This is a genomic window from Demequina sp. NBRC 110053 (assembly GCF_002090095.1).
In the GTDB taxonomy this organism is placed as follows: Bacteria; Actinomycetota; Actinomycetes; order Actinomycetales; family Demequinaceae; genus Demequina.
On sequence record NZ_BBRJ01000002.1, the window covers coordinates 937,096 to 955,012 of the forward strand.

Consider the following 17,917-nt stretch of genomic DNA (forward strand, 5'->3'; position numbering starts at 1 on the left):
AGGCACTCTAGGCTGAGAGCATGACGTTCGCGCGCCTCGCCGATGGGCCCGCGCGGGCCGTCGCCGGGGCGGTCGCTGGAAGCGCTGATGGGCTGGTTGCGCCCACGTCAGGATCGACAGGCGCACCTCGCGACGTGCTCCTCCCGCGACGGGCGATCGTCGCGTCAGCGCAGGCCACGCTCGAACGACTGGGGGGCGGCGGCCACTGGCTGCTCGCGCTGCCGGACTCGAGGATCGCGGGAGCCATGGTCCGCGCGAGGGCGCTGATCGCCGATGCGCATCTCGCCGTCATGCCGGATGGCCCCTTCACCTCGGACGGCTTCGCGACGGCGGCGGCCGGCATGCCTCCCGGCCCCCGGTACGTGTCGCTGGTCCCCACCCAGGTGCGGCGGCTGCTGGCCGACCCCCGCGGGGCCGATGCGCTGGCGGGCTTCGACGCCGTGCTCGTCGGGGGCGCACCGCCGGGGATGGCGCTGCCGCCCAACGCGGTCGAGACGTACGGCATGACGGAGACCTGCGGAGGATGCGTCTACGACGGCACGCCTCTGCCAGGCACGAAGGTGGCCGTGGGCGGGGACGGGCGCATCCGGCTGGGCGGCCCGACCCTCGCCGCCGGCTACGCGGACGGCGACGATCGTGCGTTCGAGACCCGTGACGACGAGCGCTGGTTCCTCACCTCCGACCTGGGCAGCTGGGACGGCGCGGCGCTCGCGGTCCATGGCCGAGCGGATGACGTCATCATCACCGGCGGGCTCAACGTGCACCCCACGGCGGTCGAGCGAGCTCTGCTCGCGTCGCCGGAGATCGCCGATGCGGTCGTGACGTCCGTCCCGGACCGGGAGTGGGGCGAGCGGGTCGCCGCGCTCGTGGTGCTCGCCCGCGAAGGCGCGACAGGCGCCACGGCCGACGCCGCGGGCCAGGTGGCGGGCGCCGCCCAGGGGCTCGGGGCGCACGAGCGACCCCGGTTCGTTCTCGCGGTGGATGCCATACCTCGCACCGCCGCTGGCAAGATCGATCGCAGCGCCGCACGCGCGATCGCCGCGAGCGCCGCGAAGGAGGCCCCATGAGCACCACTGGATCCGACTGGATCGCCGGCGCGCGGCCGCGCACCCTCTGGACGGCGATCTCGCCGGTGGCGGTGGGTTCGGCGAGCGCCGCGGCGCTCGGCGCCTTCGACCCCGCGGCCGCGCTGGTCGCGCTCGTGGTCGCGCTCGCCCTGCAGATCGGCTCGAACTACGCCAACGACTACTCCGATGGCGTGCGCGGCACCGACGTCGACCGGATCGGCCCCGACCGCCTGGTCGCGACGGGCAAGGCGACGCCGTCCGCCGTCAAGGGCGCGGCAGTCGCGAGCTTCGCCATCGCGGCGCTCGCCGGGATCTTCCTGGTCGTGATGACGAGCACCTGGTGGCTGCTCGCGGTCGGCGCCCTCGCGATCGCCGCGGCCTGGACCTACACCGGCTCCAGCAAGCCGTACGGGTACGGCGGCTTGGGCGAGGTCAGCGTGTTCGTGTTCTTCGGCCTGGTGGCGACGCTCGGCACCATGTACGTCCAGGCCGGCACGATCACGTGGTGGGCCATCCCGGCGGCCACCGGCGTGGGCCTCTATGCCGTCGCGATGCTCATGGTGAACAACATCCGCGACCTCGACACGGACGCCGCGGCGGGCAAGCGCACTCTCGCGGTCAAGCTCGGCTCCTTCCGCGTGCGTCAGGTGTTCTCGGCCGTGGTGCTGAGCCCCGTGCTATGCACGATCCTCGTCGCCTTCGCCCAGCCGTGGGCGCTGCTGTCCGCCGTGGTCGCGCTGCCGAGCCTGTACTTCGCCATCGCCGTGCGTGTGGATGGCGCGATGCAGGAGCGGGCGGGGATGCCTCCCGCGACGCTCAAGACGGTGTTCGCGGGACTGTCCGCGGTGGGACTGCTCTACGGCCTGCTGCTCGCGCTGGGGATCGCCCTCTAGCGCGCGGTCTCGCCGGGGCGGTCGGAGGAGATCTCCTGATCCTCCTCGGCGTCGAGCCTCTTGATGCCGCGCTGAGAGGCGTCCATCGCGCTCGCCATCTGCTCCTGCGCGGCGCGCCGCAGCCCTGGCAGGGTGAGATAGGACACGAGCCACGCGATCACGAGCGCCGCGATGACGGCGATGATGTCGAACCAACCGACGGCCGCGAGGATCGCGAGCACGGCCACGAAGATGCCCGTGCGGGCGCCCCAGTACGCGACGATCTTCATGGCTTCAGGGTACGCGGCGTTAGAGTGAGGCCATGCCCCGGGTCCTGTTCTTCGCGGTGTACATCGCGATCACTGTGTACTGCATCGCCGACGCCGTCCAGCATCCCGACAGCGAGCCCTACGGCCTGCCTCGGTGGGCGTGGGTCGCGATCATCCTGCTCTTTCCCTATCTGGGCGCCGGAGTGTGGCTGTTCCTGAAGTTCTCGCGCCGCACCGGCGGAGCGCACCCGCGCAGCGCCGGCCCGATCGCCCCCGATGACGACCCGGACTACCTGCGGTGGCTCAAGGACCAGGAGCGCCGGCGCAAGCGCCAGGGCGGCGAGTAGTAGCGAGTCACCTCACGAGCGCTCACGCGGCGTAGAGGGCGAGCACCTGCTCCCCCACCGTCGCGACGTTGAACTGGCGCACCCGCTCGGCCTGCTCGGCGTGGAGCTCCTCGCGCAGCGCCGCGTCCTCGATGAGCCGCGTGAGCGCGGCCCCGAAGGCGTCGGAGTCGCGCGCGTCGACGCTCACCTCGGGACGCTCGCCGATCACCGACAGGTATCCGGGGTTCGCTCCGGCGAGCACCACGCCTGCTCCCGATGCCATCGCCTCCACCAGCACGATCCCGAAGCTCTCTCCCCCGGTGGCGGGGAACGCCGCGATGTCGGCATCGGCGTAGAAGGCGGCCTTGTCCCGCTCGGCGACGAAGCCCATCATCGTGACCCGATCACCCAGCCCCAGTCGGGAGATCTCCCCAGCCAGCGCATCGGCGAGAGGTCCCTTGCCGCCGATCCGCACCTCGATGCGGCGGAGCACGTCGGGCGCGACGGCCGTGCCGAGCGCGCGCACCAGCTCGACGGCGCCCTTGCGCTCGACCAGGCGACCCAGGAAGGCCACCACCAGCCGGCCGTCGGTGCCGAGGACGCGCGGCCGGGCAGCAGCATCGGCCGCGAAGCGGTCCACGTCGACGGGGCATGGGATCACACGAGCGGTGATCCCGAAGGCTCGGGCCGCGAACTCCCGCGCAGGCGGCGACACCGCGCAGAACGCGTCGAACTTCGCGAGATTGCGGCGCTGCCAGCGGCCCAACACCCGGGTGCCGTACTCGCTGACGACCCCGTCGGGAAGGATGTGGAACGTGCCCACGATGCGCACCGTCCGGGCCTGCACGCGCCGCGCCTCGTCGACCACGCGGGAGGCGAACAGCGGCGAATGGGGGATCTGGACGTGGATGACGTCGTAGCGCTCGCGCTCGAGGAACGCCCGCAGCACCGCCCGCGACGTCGGCAGCGGGACGCGAAGCCCGTTGCCGTTGAAGGTGACCCCGACGTTGCGCGCGAGGGAGTGCACCGTGACATCGTCGCGCGTGGCGGACGAGCACACGTAGTGCACCTCGTGGCCCTGACGCTCCAGGTATGACCCAAGCGTCAGCACGTACTGCTGGACGCCGTCCGGACGGTCGATCGAGTCGTCCAGCACCATCGCGATCTTCATGCAGGCAACCGGGTCACGCGTACGTGTGCATGCCCTGGAAGTAGATGTTGACCACCGTGAAGTTCATGATGAGGGCGACGAACCCGATGAGCGCGAGCACGGCGCTGCGACGGCCAGCCCAGCCCTGGGTGGTGCGCGCGTGCAGGTAGGCGGCGTAGATCACCCAGATGACGAAGGACCACACCTCCTTGGGGTCCCAGCCCCAGTAGCGGCCCCACGAGTGCTCGGCCCACACGGCGCCGGCCATCACGGTGAAGGTCCACAGCACGAAGCCCACGGCGTGCAGGCGGAAGGCGAGGGCCTCGAGCGTGGCAGGCGACGGCACGGCCTCGAGCCAGCGGAAGGGCTGCAGCCACGCCGTGCCGTTGTCTCGGTAGTCGCGCATGAGCTGCAGGACCGTCGCGACGGCGCCGACGATCAGGACGCCCGTGGCGATGATCGCGATCGACACGTGCACCACGAGCCAGAAGCTCTGCAGCGCGGGGCGCAGTCCCGTCGAGGCCTCGTACAGCACCGTCATGCCGATGCCCAGCGCGATGGTCGCGAAGCCGGTCACTCCCGGCGCGAGGTAGGACACGTCGCGCCGGCTCTGCACGATGAGGAAGACCACGACGGCGACGAAGGTGCCGGTGATCGTGTACTCGTACATGGTCGACCACGGGGCGTGCCCGGCCTCGACGCCGCGGGCGACCACGCCCACGCCGTTGAGGATCGCGCCCACGAGCGTCGTCGACTTCGCGATGCCGGCGGCCCTGGATCGCACGCGCGGCTCGGGCGCGGCGTCAGGACGCGCCGCCGATGCGCCCGCTGGGCTCTCGTCCGCAGGTCCACCGACGGCGACGGCCGCCTTGGCACGGGCTTTGGCCGCGACCTTGGCATCCGCGACGCGCGCGAGGTGGACCGAGGAGGCGACCATCGCGATGGCGTACAGCGCGACGGCGCCCCACAGCGCGAGCCAGCTGAGCTCCTGGGCGGTCATCGTTCCTCCGGGGTCGGTGCGACGGCGGGCGAGGTGCCCGACGTCTGGGCGAGCACCCGCTCGAGATCGTCGCGCACGCCAGCGTCGTGCGCGGGAGCCCAGGCGGCCGCCGTCACCACTGTAGTCTTCTGGCCCTCCGCGGGATTCACCGGGGCGACGAGCCAGATGCGGCGGCGCGGCGCGAACAGGCTCATCGACAGGCCCACCAGGGCGCCGATGGCCGAGCCCAGGAGCCATGGCAGCGTCGGGTCGCGGCGCAGGTCGAAGGCCGCGAAGCGCGGCAGCTCCTCCCACGTGACCGTGCCGAGGCCGTCGGGCAGCTCGATGGTGTCGCCCAGCTCCATCTCCACCACGAGCGGCTGGCCGTCGTCGCCGCGCAGGGGGCTGAGCTGCGATTCATCGAGCTCGTAGACGTTCTGCGGCACGCCGTCGTCCAGACCCAGGTCCCCGGTGTAGGCGCGGAGATAGATCACGGGGTTGGTGGGCGAGGGGTGCAGGGACTGCGCGGAGTCGCCGTCGGCCACCGCGGTGGGCAGCAGCGTGGCAGTGAAGCCCAGCTGCTCGCCGCTCGTGACATCCGGCACCTTGATGACTCCGGTCGAGGTGTAGACGTCGTCCTGCGGAAGGAACGGAACGGCGTCGCGGAAGGCGACGTTGCCGTCCGAGTCCGTGATGGAGAACACCGGGGCGTAGCCGTTGCCCTGCAGGTAGATCTTGGCTCCCTCCACCTGGATCGGGCGGTTCACCTGGGACTCGACCTCGCGCGGCTCCTTGCCCGGCTCCGTGAGAGTGGCGTGGGCTGTGAACTCCGTGGGCAGGCCCACGAGGTCGAACTCGGCGTCGAACTGGTCGAGCGTGAGCGTCCACGGCTCGAGCTGGCCCTCGCTGAACAGCGCCCCGGACTCGTAGGAGTCGTAGGCGACCACCGCGTTGGTGAAGGTGTCGCCCACGACGATCAGCGCCTGGCCGCGGTAGGTCAGCATCGCGCCCGTCGCCATGCAGATCAGGATCGCGACCAGCGACACGTGGAAGATCAGATTGCCCAGCTCGCGCACATGGCCCTGGTGGGCGGACAGCGCGAGCTCGGCACCCTCGCGTCCCTCGCGCTCGTCGATGCGCACGCGGTAGCCGCGCGCCCAGCGCCACGGCTGGGGACCCGAGCCCTCGAGACTGCGACGGGCCGATGCGAGGGCCGCCTGTGCCTCCACGTCCAGCTCGGCGGTCGTGGGCTCGTAGCGGTCGAGCCGGCTGGGGGCAGCCGGGATCGGGGCGCGCAGCTCGCGCCAGTAGACCAGGCAGCGCGGCACGATGCAGCCGATGAGCGAGGCGAACAGGAGCAGGTAGATCGCGGTGAACCACGCGGACCCGAACACGTCGAGGAAGCCCAGCCGGTCGAGCAGCGGACCCCAGAAGGGGTTCTCGTCGATGAATCCCTGCGTGTTGGCGGCGTCCTGCGGCCACTGCGGGAGCACCGAGCCGGGGATCGACGCGAGCGCGAGTAGGAGCAGCAGGATGAGCGCGACGCGCATCGAGGTGACCTGACGCCAGATCCACCGCAGCCAGCCGGTGAGTCCCAGGCGGGGGACGTTCGCGTAGGCGTAGTTGTCGATCTTGACGCGAGCCATCACACGGCCACCCAGAAGCCGTCGATCCAGCCCTGCAGCAGACTCGTCAGCTCCGCCCACAGCCCCGTGACGAGCAGCATGCCCAGCACGATCAGCATGGCGCCGCCGAGCAGCTGCAGGCCGCGGCGGTGGCGGCGCAGCCATGCGAGCACCGGCTTGGAGCGCTCGAACCAGATCGCGAGCGCGAGGAAGGGCAGGCCGAGCCCCAGGCAGTAGACCACCGCGAGCACTGACCCGCGCACGACGGTTCCCTCGTTGAGGCCCAGCGTCAGCACCGCGCCCAGGGTCGGGCCGAGGCATGGGGCCCACCCCAGCCCGAACACGATCCCGAGCAGCGGCGCGCCCGCGAGGCCGGCCTTGGGGCTCACGTGCAGGCGGCGCTCGTTCTGCAGGAACGGCACCGCGCCCATGAAGGCGAGGCCCAGCAGGATCACCAGCACTCCCAGCACCCGGGTGACGATCTCGAGCTGCTCGCGATACTGCGCGCCCGCCGCCGTGACGACGATGCTCAAGGTGACGAACACTGCGGAGAAGCCCAGGATGAACAGCAGCACCCCGAGCACCAGGCGAGGTCGAGAGGACCTGCCCCCCGCATCGGCCCCCGCCATGCCCGAGACGTAGCCCAGGTATCCGGGTACGAGAGGCACCACGCACGGAGAGGCGAAGCTGACGAGCCCCGCGAGGAGCGCGATGGGGATGGCGGCGAGGAGCGAGCCGGTCAGAATCTGCGAGGCGAAGTCGGAGCCGATACCGCTCGCAAGCGCGCCGGGCATCAGCCGGCGGCCCCTGACTCACTGCTGCCGGCGGCCGCATCGAGCAGCGCGGTCAGCGTCGACGGCTCGACCCGGCCGACGATGCGCGCGGCCAGCCGTCCCTCCGCATCGAGGATCAACGAGGTCGGCACGGCATTGATCGACACCAGGCCCTGCAGCTGCGCCGTCGCCTTGCCGTCGCCGTCGTCGATGCTCGGGTATTCGACGGAGAAGGTGCGATCGAAGGCCTGCGCCGTCTCCGCGTCGTCCCTGCTGTTGATGCCGATCACCTGGACGTCGTCGCGCTCATCGGCGGCGACGAGGTCGGGCGCCTCCGCGCGGCACGGCGGGCACGCCGCGTACCAGGTGTTGAGCAGCACCGCCTGGCCGCGGTAGTCCGCGACGTCGACCTCGTCGCCCTCGAAGCTCGTGCCCGTGAGGTCGAGGGGCTCGCCCCGCGAGGCCTCGTCGAACTCGGTGACGGTGCCGTCGCCGGACACATACCCGGGGCTCTCCGCGGCGTCGCCCGGCGCGCAGGCCGCGAGCCACAGCACCACGGCGATCACGATGGCAGCGAGCACCACCAGGCGGGCGCTGCGCTTCACGCGGGCACCTCGATGTGGGCGGCGGGCTCGCTGTACGACAGCGCCACCGGCTCGCCACCTTCGAAGCGGAAGCTCGTGAGCGACGCGAGCCCGCACTCGCGCGAGCGCGGGTCGTGCAGGTACCGGCGCTGCTCGTAGCTGAGCCGAGCCACCCAGATCGGAAGCTGATGACTGACCATGACGGTGTCGGAGTCGGGGTTCGCGGCGACGGCATCGCGAATCGCGGCCCACATGCGCTCGCGCTGCTCGGTGTACGGCTCTCCCCACGAGGGGCGCCACGGGTTGCGCAGGAGCCACCAGTCGCTGGGTCGCAGGAAGTCCTTGGCGCCGGACTGGACCGGCCGTCCCTCGTACGCGTTGAGGGCCTCGATGATCCGGTCCTCGGTGGCGATCTCGAGACCGAAGGCCGCGGCGATGGGCGCGGCGGTCTGCTGTGCGCGCAGCAGGGGGGAGGCGATCACGCGTCCCACCGGGACCTCGCGCGCCACCAGGTCGTCCGCCACGGCCTGCGCCATCGCCTGGCCGGCGTCCGACAGCCGGAACTCCGGCAGGCGCCCGTACAGGACCTTGTCCGGGTTGTGGACGTGGCCGTGACGCAGCAGGTGGACCGTGGGCATGGCGTCTATTGTCGCGCAGGGTCACGCCAGCGCGGAACGGAGCCTGTCCGCGTCGATCCGCCAGAAGCCCACCACCTGGCCGTCGACGATGACCACCGGCACCTCCTCGGCGAACCGCTCCGCGAGCCGAGCGTGCGCGTCCACGTCCACCTCACGCCACTCGACCCCCGCGGCCGAGCACACGGACGCCACCACAGCCCGCGCATCGGCGCACAGATGGCAGCCCTCGCGAGTGATGAGGCTCACACGGGCGGGCATGCGCCCAGAATACGTGCGGGTGGGCCGCGCCCCGTCGCATAGGCTGGCACGGTGACTGGCCCCGACACCGATGGCGCCGCGACGCGCATCGCAGCGTTCTTCGACGTGGACAACACGATCGTCCGAGGCGCCTCGGCCTATCACATCGCCCGGGGCCTCCATCAGCGCGGCTACCTGCGCAAACGGGACATCCTGCGCTTCGGCTGGGAGTCCGCCAAGTACTCGATGTTCGGCGAGAACAAGGAGCAGATCGACGACCTCCGCTCCGAGGGCCTGTCGATCATCAAGGGCTGGTCCGCCGCGGAGATGAACGCCGTGGGCGAGGAGGTCTACGACGAGGTCCTCGCGCTGCGCATCTTCCCGGGGACGAAGAGGATCATCGACGGCCACCTCGCGCAGGGCCACGAGGTGTGGCTCGTCACGGCCTCCCCCATCGAGGTGGGGCGGGTCATCGCGCGGCGCCTGGGCGTGACGGGAGCCCTGGGCACGGTCGCGGAGCAGGAGGGCGGCTACTACACGGGGCGCATGGTGGGCGACATGCTGCACCGCGAGGCCAAGGCGGCCGCGGTCCAGAAGCTCGCCGAGGAGCGCGGGCTCGACCTGGCGCGCTCCTACGCGTACGGCGACTCGACCAACGACGGACCGATGCTCGAGGCCGTCGGCCACCCCACGGCCATCAACCCCGATGCGCGCCTGCGGCGCCAGGCCGTGCAGCACGGCTGGCCCATCCAGGAGTTCCGCAAGCGCCGCAAGTCGGGCAGGCGCGGCGTGGTCAAGGCGTCGATCACCGGCGCCGTCTGGGCGTTCCTCGCGGTCGCACGCGGACTGCGCGCGTGCGGGCGGTCGATCTGGCGCAGCATCGTTCGCCGCGGCGCCTAGCCCTGGTGGAGTGTTCTCGCTCGTCTCAGTGCCTGAGGCGCGCGAGTTGGGCCCAACTCGCGCATCCAGGGGCGGTTGGTGAACGAGAATCGACCACCAGGAGGGCCGATGCGCTTGCCGGCTTCACGCCCCAGGCGCGACGACGCCCGCGCCACCATGGGGTGACACGGGCGTGCGCGTGCGTGCGGCCGGGACCTGCCCGGCGGGACGCTACTTCTTGTTGCGGCGCTGGTGGCGCGTCTTGCGAAGGAGCTTGCGGTGCTTCTTCTTCGACATGCGCTTGCGACGCTTCTTGATGACGGAACCCACGGAACCTACCTCGGATAGACGATGGTGCTACGGCGTCCAGTGCGCGCTGGACGCGACAGACAGCGACCTAGCCTACCGTGCCGGAGCGCCGGTCGTCATCCTGGGCCGGGAAGCCGCCCTGCAGCTCGGCCTGCTCCATGAAGGTCGCGACCGCAGCGGCGGGGACGCGGAAGGAGCGTCCGAAGCGAACGGCGGGCATGTCGCCGGCGTGCACCCAGCGGTACACCGTCATGCGGGACACACGCAGCATCTGCGCCACTTCGGCCACGGTGAGGAACGTGGTGCGCGACGCGCCATTGTCTGCCATGCGGTGTCCTGTCTCCCTCAATGTGCGATCGGCAGATGTATCGGCCGTCCGCCGCTTCAACTGTAGTGGCAGAAGTGACAGTTGTGAAGTGTGTTAAACCTGCCGATGATGAGAGAAGGCGGGCTTTGCCTGCCCTGTCGCAGCCCGCCGGGGCCGTGGCCCGAGGATGAGGAGTCGCATGGACACGCTGCGCGAGGCGCGAGCCGCCGCAGGCGATTGGTTCGACCGCACCGTCCTCCTGTCCCCCGCGCGCCTCGCGCTCGGCAGCTTCGCGCTCGTCATCCTGCTGTTCACGGGACTGCTGTCGCTGCCGGCGGCCACGGCCGAGGGGGTGCGCGCCCCGTTCATCGACGCCCTCTTCACCGCCACGTCCGCGGTCTGCGTGACGGGCCTGGTGACGGTCGACACCGGCACCTACTGGTCGCCGTGGGGACTGACGATCATCGCGGTCGGCATCAAGGTGGGCGGCCTGGGGATCATGACGCTCGCGTCGCTCGTGGGCCTGGCGGTGTCCAGGCGGATCGGACTCACCCAGCGGATCCTCGCGGCCGGCGAGGCCCGAGCGGCGGGCCTGGGCGACCTTCGCTCGCTGCTGAAGACGGTCGTGATCGTGTCCTTCAGCGTCGAGATCGTCATCTTCCTGATCCTGCTGCCGCGCTTCCTCACGCTCGACTACGGGGTCGCGAAGTCCTTCGGGTACTCGTCGTTCTACGCGATCTCCGCGTTCAACAACGCGGGCTTCAGCCCGGACCCCGTGGGACTCATCCCCTACGCCGGCGACCTGTGGATGCTCGTGCCCATCGGGCTCGGGGTGTTCGTCGGCGCCCTGGGCTATCCCGTCTACCTCAACCTGGTGCGAGGCTGGCGCCAGCCTCGGAAGTGGTCGTTGCACACCAAGCTCACGCTGATCATGGTCACCGCGCTGTCCATCGTGTCCGCGGGCCTGCTCGCGATCTTCGAGTGGTCCAACCCGGACACGCTGGGCGACCACTCCTCCGGCAAGACCATCGGCAACATCTTCTTCCAGTCGGTGAACCAGCGCTCGGGAGGCTTCAACTCCTTCGACATCGGCGACGCGCGCGAGCAGACCTGGCTGCTCGAGGACGTGCTGATGTTCATCGGCGGCGGGTCCGGATCGACCGCCGGAGGCATCCGCGTCACGACCCTCGCGGTGCTGCTGCTCGCGATCTGGGCGGAGGCTCGGGGCCGGCGCGACATGGAGGCCTTCGGCAAGCGCATCGGCACCGAGGTGCTGCGCGGCGCCATCGCCATCACCCTGATCTCCCTGTTCATGGTGATCGTCGGCACAACGGTGTTCATGGCGCAGACCGACATCCCCCTCGACCGCTCCCTCTACGAGGTGGTGTCCGCGTATGCGACGTGCGGCCTGTCGACCGGCATCACCAGCACGCTGCCGCCCGAGGCGAAGGGCACGCTCATCGCGATGATGTACCTGGGCCGCGTTGGCTCCCTCACCATCGCCGCGGCGCTAGCGTTGAACAAGCAGCGGCGCGTGATCCGCTACCCGTCAGAAAGGCCGATCATTGGCTAACCCCACCGCCACCGGCGTGCTCGTCATCGGACTCGGACGCTTTGGATCCGCCCTGGCCAACGCGCTCGACAGCATGGACCAGGAGGTCCTCGCCATCGAGCGGGACCCTGCACTGGTCGAGCGCTACTCCAAGCTCTTCCCCGTCGTGGAGGCGGACGCATCGGACCCCCTCGCGCTCGAGCAGGCGGGCGTCGAGGACTTCGGAGCCGCGGTGGTCGGCGTCGGCACCTCGCTCGAGGCGTCCGTGCTCATCACCGGCAACCTCGTCGACGCGAACGTGCCCGAGATCTGGGCGAAGGCCATCTCGGAGGAGCACGGCAAGATCCTGAGGCGCATCGGCGCCCATCACGTGGTGCTGCCGGAGTCCGAGTCGGGCAACCGCGTGGCCCACCAGGTGGGCGGCCGCATGCTCGATTACATCGAGATCGACGAGTCGTTCTCCATCGTCAAGATGAGCCCGCCCAAGGAGACGCACAACTTCTCGCTCGCTGACCTGCAGCTGCGCGACAAGTACGGGATCCAGGTCATCGGCGTCATGTCCCCCGACGGTGAGTTCGAGTACGGGCGCAAGGCCACGGTGGTCCACCCCGACGACGTGCTGGTCATCGGCGGTGACGAGGACCTCGTGATGCGGTTCGCCAACCGGCCGTAGGCACGCTCTGCCAGAACGGCCGATGCGGGGGCCGGGTCACGCTTTGATACCAGGCGCGACCCAACTGTTCCGGCGCCGTGTCCGTCTCCCTACTATGAGCGCCATGATCACGCATCAGCCGACGGCCCGACGCAGCGCCGTCCCAGCCTGGCTCGTCGCCGCGACCGCCGCCATCATGGTCGTGCTGCTCCTCGCGGCATGCTCCTCGAGCGACGGGGCGGAGATGTCGGCCTCCGACGCGGCCTACGCCGAGGGCGGCGACGCCGGCGGGTTCGAGGCCGACCGCGACGCGGCATACGACACGGGCGAGGAGTCGGGCGGCGACCCCGTGCCGGATGCCGGCCGATCGATCATCGTGACCGGCGAGATGTACATCACGGTCGACGACCCCATCGCCGCTGCGGATGAGGTGGCCGACGTGGTCCAAGGCGCTGGCGGTCGGATCGACGCGCGCGACGAGGAGGCGCCGAGCGAGAACTTCGGCGGCTCGGCCTCGATGACGCTCCGCATCCCCTCGGGCGACCTCGACGCGGTGGTCGACGACCTGCGGGGCCTTGGCGACGTCGACCGGTTCAGCACCAGCAACGCCGACGTCACCAACGAGGTGACGGACCTCGAGGCGCAGGTCTCCACCTTGCGCGCGTCGACGCAGCGCATCGAGTCCCTGCTGGTCGAGGCGGAGGACATCGCGGACATCATCAAGCTGGAGGACGAGCTCGCGAGCCGTCAGGCCGAGCTCGAGAGCCTCGAGGCGCGCCAGCGCGGCCTTGACGACGCCGTGTCGATGTCCACCATCCACCTGTCGCTCACCACCGAGCCCGCGGTCATCGTCGACGACGATCCCCGCTCGTTCTGGGACGGACTGGTCGCCGGCTGGGCTGGACTCGTCGGGTTCCTGTCCGGCCTGCTCGTGGTGGTCGGCGTGCTCCTGCCGTGGCTCGTGCTGCTCGCCGTCGTGGCCGCTGTGGTCCTCGCCATCGTGCGCGCCATGCGTGCCCGAAAGCTGCGCCGGGCCGAGATGCCCGCGTCGGGCCCCACGGACGCCGCTCCTCACGCGAACGACCGCAGCTCGACCTGACCCGCGCATCGGCCCTCAGCGTGGTGGTCGATTCTCGCTCACCATCCGTGCTTCGTGCGCGAGTTGGGCCCAACTCGCGCGCCTGAGCGCGTAGATGAGCGAGAAGCGACCAGCAGGGCCCGTCGATGTCGTCAGACGGTCGCGGTCACCTGCACCACGGACCCGGGCTCGGCATACGGCACCAGCGAACCCTCGATGGGCTCGCCGTTCACCGTCAGGACCGCACCCTTGCCGCCAGAGTTGGTCACCGTGATGACGTACTCGGCTCCGCGGATCTGCCGGCGCACCGTGTACTCCGCGATCTCGGCGCCGATGCACGGGTCGACCACGAGGCCGTCATAGTCCGCGCGCACTCCCAGCAGGTGCTGCGAGACCGTGACGAAGTTCCACGAGGCGGTGCCCGTGAGCCACGAGTTCTTGGCCTCTCCGTGGCGCTCGGCGTCCTTGCCGGCGATCATCTGGGCATACACGTAGGGCTCGAGGCGGTGGACCTCGGAGATCTCCTCGCGGTACGCGGGCGCGATCTGCTTGTAGTACTCCCAAGCCTGCTCCGCGCGGCCCACGATGGTCTCCGCGATGATCACCCACGGGTTGTTGTGGCAGAAGATGCCCGCGTTCTCCTTGTAGCCCGGCGGGTAGCTCGTCACCTCGCCCAGCTCGACGTGGTACTCCTGGAACGCCGGGTTGAGCAGCACGATCCCGTGCGGCGTGTTGAGCCGCTCGCGCACCGAGTCGAGGGCCTGGACGGCCTTGCCGTCCTCGAGGCCGATGCCGCCCATGACGCAGTAGCCCTGGGGCTCGATCCAGATCTGGCCGTCCTCGTTCTCGCTCGACCCCACAGGGTTGCCGTAGTAGTCGTAGGCGCGGCGGAACCACGCGCCGTCCCAGCCGTGCTCGACCACGGCGGCCCGCATCCGCTCGACTGCCGCCTCCGCGCGATCGGCCTCGGCGTCGTCTCCTCGCCGGCGGGCCAGCGCGGCGTACTCCGGGCCGATCGCGCAGAACATGCCCGCGATGAAGACGGACTCAGCGACGCCGCCGGTCTTGTTGCCCGTGGTCTGGAAGGACTCGCCGGGCTCCGTGGAGAAGCAGTTGAGGTTGAGGCAGTCGTTCCAGTCCGCGCGCCCGATCAGCGGCAGGCCGTGGGGGCCGGCCTTCTCGAGCGGGTGGTCGAAGCTGCGCCGAAGGTGCTCCATGAGGCTCGCGGCCGTGGACTCGTCGTTGTCGAACGGCACCTGCTCGTCGAGGATCGCGAAGTCGCCGGTCTCCTTGATGTAGGCCGCGACGCCGAGGATCAGCCACAGCGGGTCGTCGTTGAAGCCCGAGCCCAGCGTGTGGTTCCCGCGCTTGGTGAGCGGTTGGTACTGGTGGTAGGCGCTGCCGTCCTCGAACTGGGTGGACGCGATGTCGATGATGCGCTCGCGGGCGCGCTCCGGCACCAGGTGCACGAAGCCCAGGAGGTCCTGCGAGGAGTCGCGGAAGCCCATCCCGCGGCCCATGCCCGTCTCGAAGTACGAGGCCGACCGAGACATGTTGTAGGTCACCATGCACTGGTACTGGTTCCAGATGTTGACCATGCGGTCGAGCTTCTCGTCGCCGGACTCGACCGTGTACGAGCCCAGCAGGTCGTCCCAGTACTGGTTCAGCCGCGCGAACTCGGCGTCCGTCTTCGCGTTGTCGTCGAATCGTGCGAGCAGCTCGCGAGCGCCCGTCTTGTTGATGACGCCGGGTGCCTCCCACTTGTCGTCGCGGTCGTTCTCGAGGTAGCCCAGCACGAAGGTGTACTGCTTGGCCTCGCCCGGCGCGAGCTCGACCTTGAGGTGGTGCGAGCCGATGGGGTACCAGCCGGACGCCACCGAGTTGGTGGCCTCGCCCGCGTGCGGCACGGCGGCCTCATGGAAGCCGTTGCCGAAGCCCAGGTATGCGTCGCGGTCGGTGTCGAAGCCCGCGACGGGCGCGTTCACGCCGTAGACCGCGTAGTGGTCGCGGCGCTCGCGGTACTCGGTCTTGTGGAAGATCGCGCCGTCCTCGACCTCGACCTCGCCGATCGACAAGTTGCGCTGGTAGTTGGTCTGGTCGTCCTCGGCGTTCCACAGGCAGAACTCGATGAAGCTGAACAGGTCCACGCTCTTGGGCCCATCCGTGCGGTTGGTCAGCGTGACCTGGTGGATCTCCGCGTTGACGTCCACCGGCACGAACAGCAGCACGCTCGCCTCGAGTCCGCCGCGCTCGCCCGTGATGCGGGTGTAGCCCATGCCGTGGCGCGTCTCGAAGCGGTCGAGGTCCTTCTTGTACGGCCGGTAGGACGGGCTCCACACGTCGCCGCCGTCGTTGATCGAGAAGTACCGGCCGCCATCGTCCACGGGCACGTTGTTGTAGCGGTAGCGCGTGAGGCGGCGCATCTTCGCGTCGCGGTAGAAGCAGTACCCACCGGCCGTGTGTGACACGAGCCCGAAGAACTCCTGGGACCCCAGATAGTTGATCCAGGGGTAGGGCGTGTGCGGCGTGGTGATCACGTACTCGCGGGCTTCGTCATCGAAGTGACCGAACTGCATGGGGTGCTGCCTTCCAGGGATACGGGCCGAGCGGGTCTCACTCTAGCCGACATCGAAACGTTTAGATGCACCGCTTCCCCTCCAGTCTCCGCTCCTCAGCGTCCTCGCGCCCCCGTCTGCGCCACCCGACACCCGGTAGCGTGGGCGCATGCTGCTCTCCGACAGGGACATCCGGGCCGAGATCGAGGACGGGCGCGTCACGCTCGACCCCTACGAGCCGGACATGATCCAGCCGTCGTCCATCGACGTGCGGCTCGACAAGTACTTCCGCGTGTTCGACAACCACAAGTACGCCGCCATCGACCCGAGCGCGGAGCAGCCAGAGCTCACCCGCCTGGTCGAGGTGAAGGAGGACGGCCCCTTCGTCCTCCACCCCGGCGAGTTCGTGCTGGGATCGACCTACGAGTCCGTCGAGCTGCCCGACGACATTGCCGCGCGTCTCGAGGGCAAGTCCTCGCTCGGGCGTCTGGGTCTCCTCACCCACTCCACCGCTGGCTTCATCGACCCGGGCTTCGAGGGCAACGTCACCCTCGAGCTGTCCAACATGGCGACCCTGCCCATCAACCTGTGGCCCGGCATGAAGATCGGCCAGCTGTGCTTCTTCCGGCTGTCCTCCGCGGCCGAGCACCCCTACGGGTCCTCCGCCTACGGATCCCATTACCGCGGCCAGCGCGGCCCCACCGCGAGCCGGTCCTTCCAAAACTTCCACCGCACCGACGTGTAGCCGGCGCCGCCGCATCGAGCGGCGCACCCGCGACGGCCGGCTCGCGCATGGGCGCTATGCTGGCCGGACACGACAGGGGAGCGCTTCCCGACCACGACCGGTGGGGACCAGAGCGCTGAGAGTGCGGACCAGCCGCAGACCCTCGAACCTGATCCGGGTGATTCCGGCGTAGGGAGTCGAGACTCGTCCCCTCCTAGCAATGGGAGGCAGCACATGCGCATCGCGCGTGCCACCACCGCGGGGGCCATCGCCCTCGCCACCATCACCATGGCCGCCTGCTCGACGGACGCCGACGAGGGCCCCGACACGAGCGCGGACCCCACCCCCGCATCGGCCGAGCCCACGCCGACGGAGAGTGCCGACCTCACCGGGCAGACCGTCACCGTCGTCACCCACGACTCGTTCGCGGTGCCGGACGAGGTTCTCGCCGCCTTCGAGGACGAGACCGGCCTGACCGTGGAGTTCGCCGCACCCGGCGACGCCGGCGCGCTGGTCAACCAGCTGATCCTGACCAAGGACGCGCCCATCGGCGACGTGGTCTACGGCGTCGACACCACCTTCGCGTCACGCGCGATCGACGAGGGCGTGTTCGCGGACTACACCTCGACCGCGCCCGCCGCAGCAGATGCCGCGCAGTACGCGATCGCCGGCTCCAGCGCGCTCACCGCGATCGACTACTCCGACGTGTGCCTCAACTACGACATCGCGTGGTTCGAGGAGTCGGGGCTCGACGTGCCGCAGTCCATCGGCGCCCTGTCCGATCCTCAGTACAACGGCCTGCTGTCCGTCACCAACCCGGCGACCTCCTCACCTGGCCTCGCGTTCCTGCTCGCGACCGTCGCGGAGCTGGGCGACGACTGGACCTCCTACTGGGAGGCGCTGCGCGAGAACCAGGTGCGCGTGACCGCCTCGTGGTCGGACACCTACTTCGTCGACTTCTCGGTGCCCAACTACGGGGGCGATTACCCGCTGGTGCTGTCCTACGCCTCGTCCCCGCCGTCCGAGGTCATCGACGGCGAGCCCACCTCCGCCGCGCTCCTCGACACCTGCTTCCGTCAGGTCGAGTACGCCGGCGTCCTCGAAGGAGCGGAGAACCCCGCCGCCGGGCAGGCGGTCGTCGACTGGATGCTGTCCGACGAGTTCCAGGCGAACCTGCCGGACAACATGTACGTCTACCCGGTGTCCTCGTCCGTCGACGTGCCCGAGGCGTGGGCCGAGTTCGCGCCGCTCGCGGACGACCCCATCACGATGGACCCCGCCCAGATCTCCGCGAACCGCGACGACTACATCGCGGAGTGGACGTCGATCGTCATCGACTAG

General features: G+C 70.0%; 20 protein-coding genes and 1 riboswitch. Of the genes, 9 read left to right on the plus strand and 11 right to left on the minus strand.

Features of this window, described 5'->3' with window-relative positions:
* Nucleotides 1-20 precede the first annotated feature (20 nt).
* Both B7K22_RS04400 and B7K22_RS04405 read left to right on the plus strand, forming a co-directional pair.
* A complete protein-coding gene (locus B7K22_RS04400; RefSeq protein ID WP_084038687.1) occupies nucleotides 21-1,067 on the plus strand; it encodes an AMP-binding protein in 1,047 nt (348 codons plus the stop codon).
* Complete coding sequence (locus tag B7K22_RS04405) at nucleotides 1,064-1,960, plus strand: 1,4-dihydroxy-2-naphthoate polyprenyltransferase (RefSeq protein WP_084038689.1); 897 nt, start codon at nucleotides 1,064-1,066, stop codon at nucleotides 1,958-1,960. Before B7K22_RS04400 ends, B7K22_RS04405 begins: the two co-directional genes overlap by 4 nt.
* Here the strand turns inward: B7K22_RS04405 and B7K22_RS04410 are convergent.
* On the minus strand, nucleotides 1,957-2,229 hold the full coding sequence (locus B7K22_RS04410) for a DUF4229 domain-containing protein (RefSeq protein ID WP_084038691.1): 273 nt from the start codon (nucleotides 2,227-2,229) through the stop codon (nucleotides 1,957-1,959). The genes B7K22_RS04405 and B7K22_RS04410 overlap by 4 nt on opposite strands.
* A 32-nt stretch (nucleotides 2,230-2,261) precedes the next feature.
* On the opposite strand from B7K22_RS04410, the gene B7K22_RS04415 reads away from it, so the two are divergent.
* Complete coding sequence (locus B7K22_RS04415; RefSeq protein ID WP_084038693.1) at nucleotides 2,262-2,555, plus strand: PLD nuclease N-terminal domain-containing protein; 294 nt, start codon at nucleotides 2,262-2,264, stop codon at nucleotides 2,553-2,555.
* Nucleotides 2,556-2,577: 22 nt separating this feature from the next.
* Here B7K22_RS04415 and B7K22_RS04420 read toward each other — a convergent pair whose 3' ends face one another.
* From B7K22_RS04420 to B7K22_RS04450, 7 genes are read right to left on the minus strand one after another with little or no spacing between them, the layout of a single operon-like run.
* Entirely contained in the window at nucleotides 2,578-3,705 is a 1,128-nt protein-coding gene (locus B7K22_RS04420) for a glycosyltransferase family 4 protein (protein WP_084038695.1), read from the minus strand.
* Between the two features lie 13 nt (nucleotides 3,706-3,718).
* The gene (gene ccsB / locus B7K22_RS04425) at nucleotides 3,719-4,684 is read right to left on the minus strand and encodes a c-type cytochrome biogenesis protein CcsB (RefSeq protein ID WP_084038696.1); all 966 of its coding nucleotides are present in this window, start codon (nucleotides 4,682-4,684) and stop codon (nucleotides 3,719-3,721) included.
* A complete protein-coding gene (locus tag B7K22_RS04430; RefSeq protein WP_084038698.1) occupies nucleotides 4,681-6,309 on the minus strand; it encodes a cytochrome c biogenesis protein ResB in 1,629 nt (542 codons plus the stop codon). Before B7K22_RS04430 ends, ccsB begins: the two co-directional genes overlap by 4 nt.
* Nucleotides 6,309-7,082 carry a cytochrome c biogenesis CcdA family protein gene (locus B7K22_RS04435; RefSeq protein WP_084038700.1) on the minus strand — a complete coding sequence of 258 codons (774 nt, stop codon included), beginning with the start codon at nucleotides 7,080-7,082 and terminating at the stop codon, nucleotides 6,309-6,311. The genes B7K22_RS04430 and B7K22_RS04435 overlap by 1 nt, the downstream gene beginning before the upstream one ends.
* A complete protein-coding gene (locus B7K22_RS04440; protein WP_084038702.1) occupies nucleotides 7,082-7,666 on the minus strand; it encodes a TlpA disulfide reductase family protein in 585 nt (194 codons plus the stop codon). Before B7K22_RS04440 ends, B7K22_RS04435 begins: the two co-directional genes overlap by 1 nt.
* Complete coding sequence (locus tag B7K22_RS04445) at nucleotides 7,663-8,283, minus strand: histidine phosphatase family protein (protein WP_084038704.1); 621 nt, start codon at nucleotides 8,281-8,283, stop codon at nucleotides 7,663-7,665. The genes B7K22_RS04440 and B7K22_RS04445 overlap by 4 nt, the downstream gene beginning before the upstream one ends.
* A 21-nt stretch (nucleotides 8,284-8,304) precedes the next feature.
* Nucleotides 8,305-8,541, minus strand: a complete 237-nt coding sequence (locus B7K22_RS04450; protein WP_084038706.1) for a glutaredoxin family protein — start codon at nucleotides 8,539-8,541, stop codon at nucleotides 8,305-8,307.
* Nucleotides 8,542-8,592: 51 nt separating this feature from the next.
* On the opposite strand from B7K22_RS04450, the gene B7K22_RS04455 reads away from it, so the two are divergent.
* Nucleotides 8,593-9,420 (plus strand): HAD family phosphatase, encoded by an 828-nt coding sequence (locus B7K22_RS04455; protein ID WP_084038708.1) that lies wholly within the window; start codon nucleotides 8,593-8,595, stop codon nucleotides 9,418-9,420.
* Nucleotides 9,421-9,630: 210 nt separating this feature from the next.
* Here the strand turns inward: B7K22_RS04455 and B7K22_RS04460 are convergent, their stop codons facing one another.
* Both B7K22_RS04460 and B7K22_RS04465 read right to left on the minus strand, forming a co-directional pair.
* On the minus strand, nucleotides 9,631-9,729 hold the full coding sequence (locus B7K22_RS04460) for a 30S ribosomal protein bS22 (protein WP_005504750.1): 99 nt from the start codon (nucleotides 9,727-9,729) through the stop codon (nucleotides 9,631-9,633).
* A gap of 67 nt (nucleotides 9,730-9,796) precedes the next feature.
* On the minus strand, nucleotides 9,797-10,036 hold the full coding sequence (locus B7K22_RS04465; protein ID WP_084038710.1) for a helix-turn-helix domain-containing protein: 240 nt from the start codon (nucleotides 10,034-10,036) through the stop codon (nucleotides 9,797-9,799).
* Between the two features lie 178 nt (nucleotides 10,037-10,214).
* Here B7K22_RS04465 and B7K22_RS04470 point away from each other — a divergent pair, with 178 nt between their 5' ends.
* The 3 genes from B7K22_RS04470 (at nucleotide 10,215) to B7K22_RS04480 (ending at nucleotide 13,318) form a co-directional block, all read left to right on the plus strand.
* Nucleotides 10,215-11,588, plus strand: coding sequence for a TrkH family potassium uptake protein (locus tag B7K22_RS04470; protein ID WP_144276230.1), 1,374 nt, complete (start codon nucleotides 10,215-10,217; stop codon nucleotides 11,586-11,588).
* Nucleotides 11,581-12,240 (plus strand): TrkA family potassium uptake protein, encoded by a 660-nt coding sequence (locus B7K22_RS04475; protein WP_084038714.1) that lies wholly within the window; start codon nucleotides 11,581-11,583, stop codon nucleotides 12,238-12,240. Before B7K22_RS04470 ends, B7K22_RS04475 begins: the two co-directional genes overlap by 8 nt.
* A 103-nt stretch (nucleotides 12,241-12,343) precedes the next feature.
* Complete coding sequence (locus B7K22_RS04480; protein WP_159448755.1) at nucleotides 12,344-13,318, plus strand: DUF4349 domain-containing protein; 975 nt, start codon at nucleotides 12,344-12,346, stop codon at nucleotides 13,316-13,318.
* Between the two features lie 131 nt (nucleotides 13,319-13,449).
* On the opposite strand, the gene B7K22_RS04485 is transcribed toward B7K22_RS04480, so the two are convergent.
* Entirely contained in the window at nucleotides 13,450-15,873 is a 2,424-nt protein-coding gene (locus B7K22_RS04485) for a GH36-type glycosyl hydrolase domain-containing protein (protein WP_084038718.1), read from the minus strand.
* 148 nt (nucleotides 15,874-16,021) lie between these two features.
* Between B7K22_RS04485 and dcd the strand changes: the two genes are divergently transcribed.
* Together dcd and B7K22_RS04495 are read left to right on the plus strand one after the other, a co-directional pair.
* Nucleotides 16,022-16,597, plus strand: coding sequence for a dCTP deaminase (gene dcd, locus B7K22_RS04490; protein ID WP_084038720.1), 576 nt, complete (start codon nucleotides 16,022-16,024; stop codon nucleotides 16,595-16,597).
* 64 nt (nucleotides 16,598-16,661) lie between these two features.
* A riboswitch (TPP riboswitch) is annotated at nucleotides 16,662-16,789 on the plus strand.
* Between the two features lie 21 nt (nucleotides 16,790-16,810).
* Complete coding sequence (locus B7K22_RS04495; protein WP_084038722.1) at nucleotides 16,811-17,917, plus strand: thiamine ABC transporter substrate binding subunit; 1,107 nt, start codon at nucleotides 16,811-16,813, stop codon at nucleotides 17,915-17,917.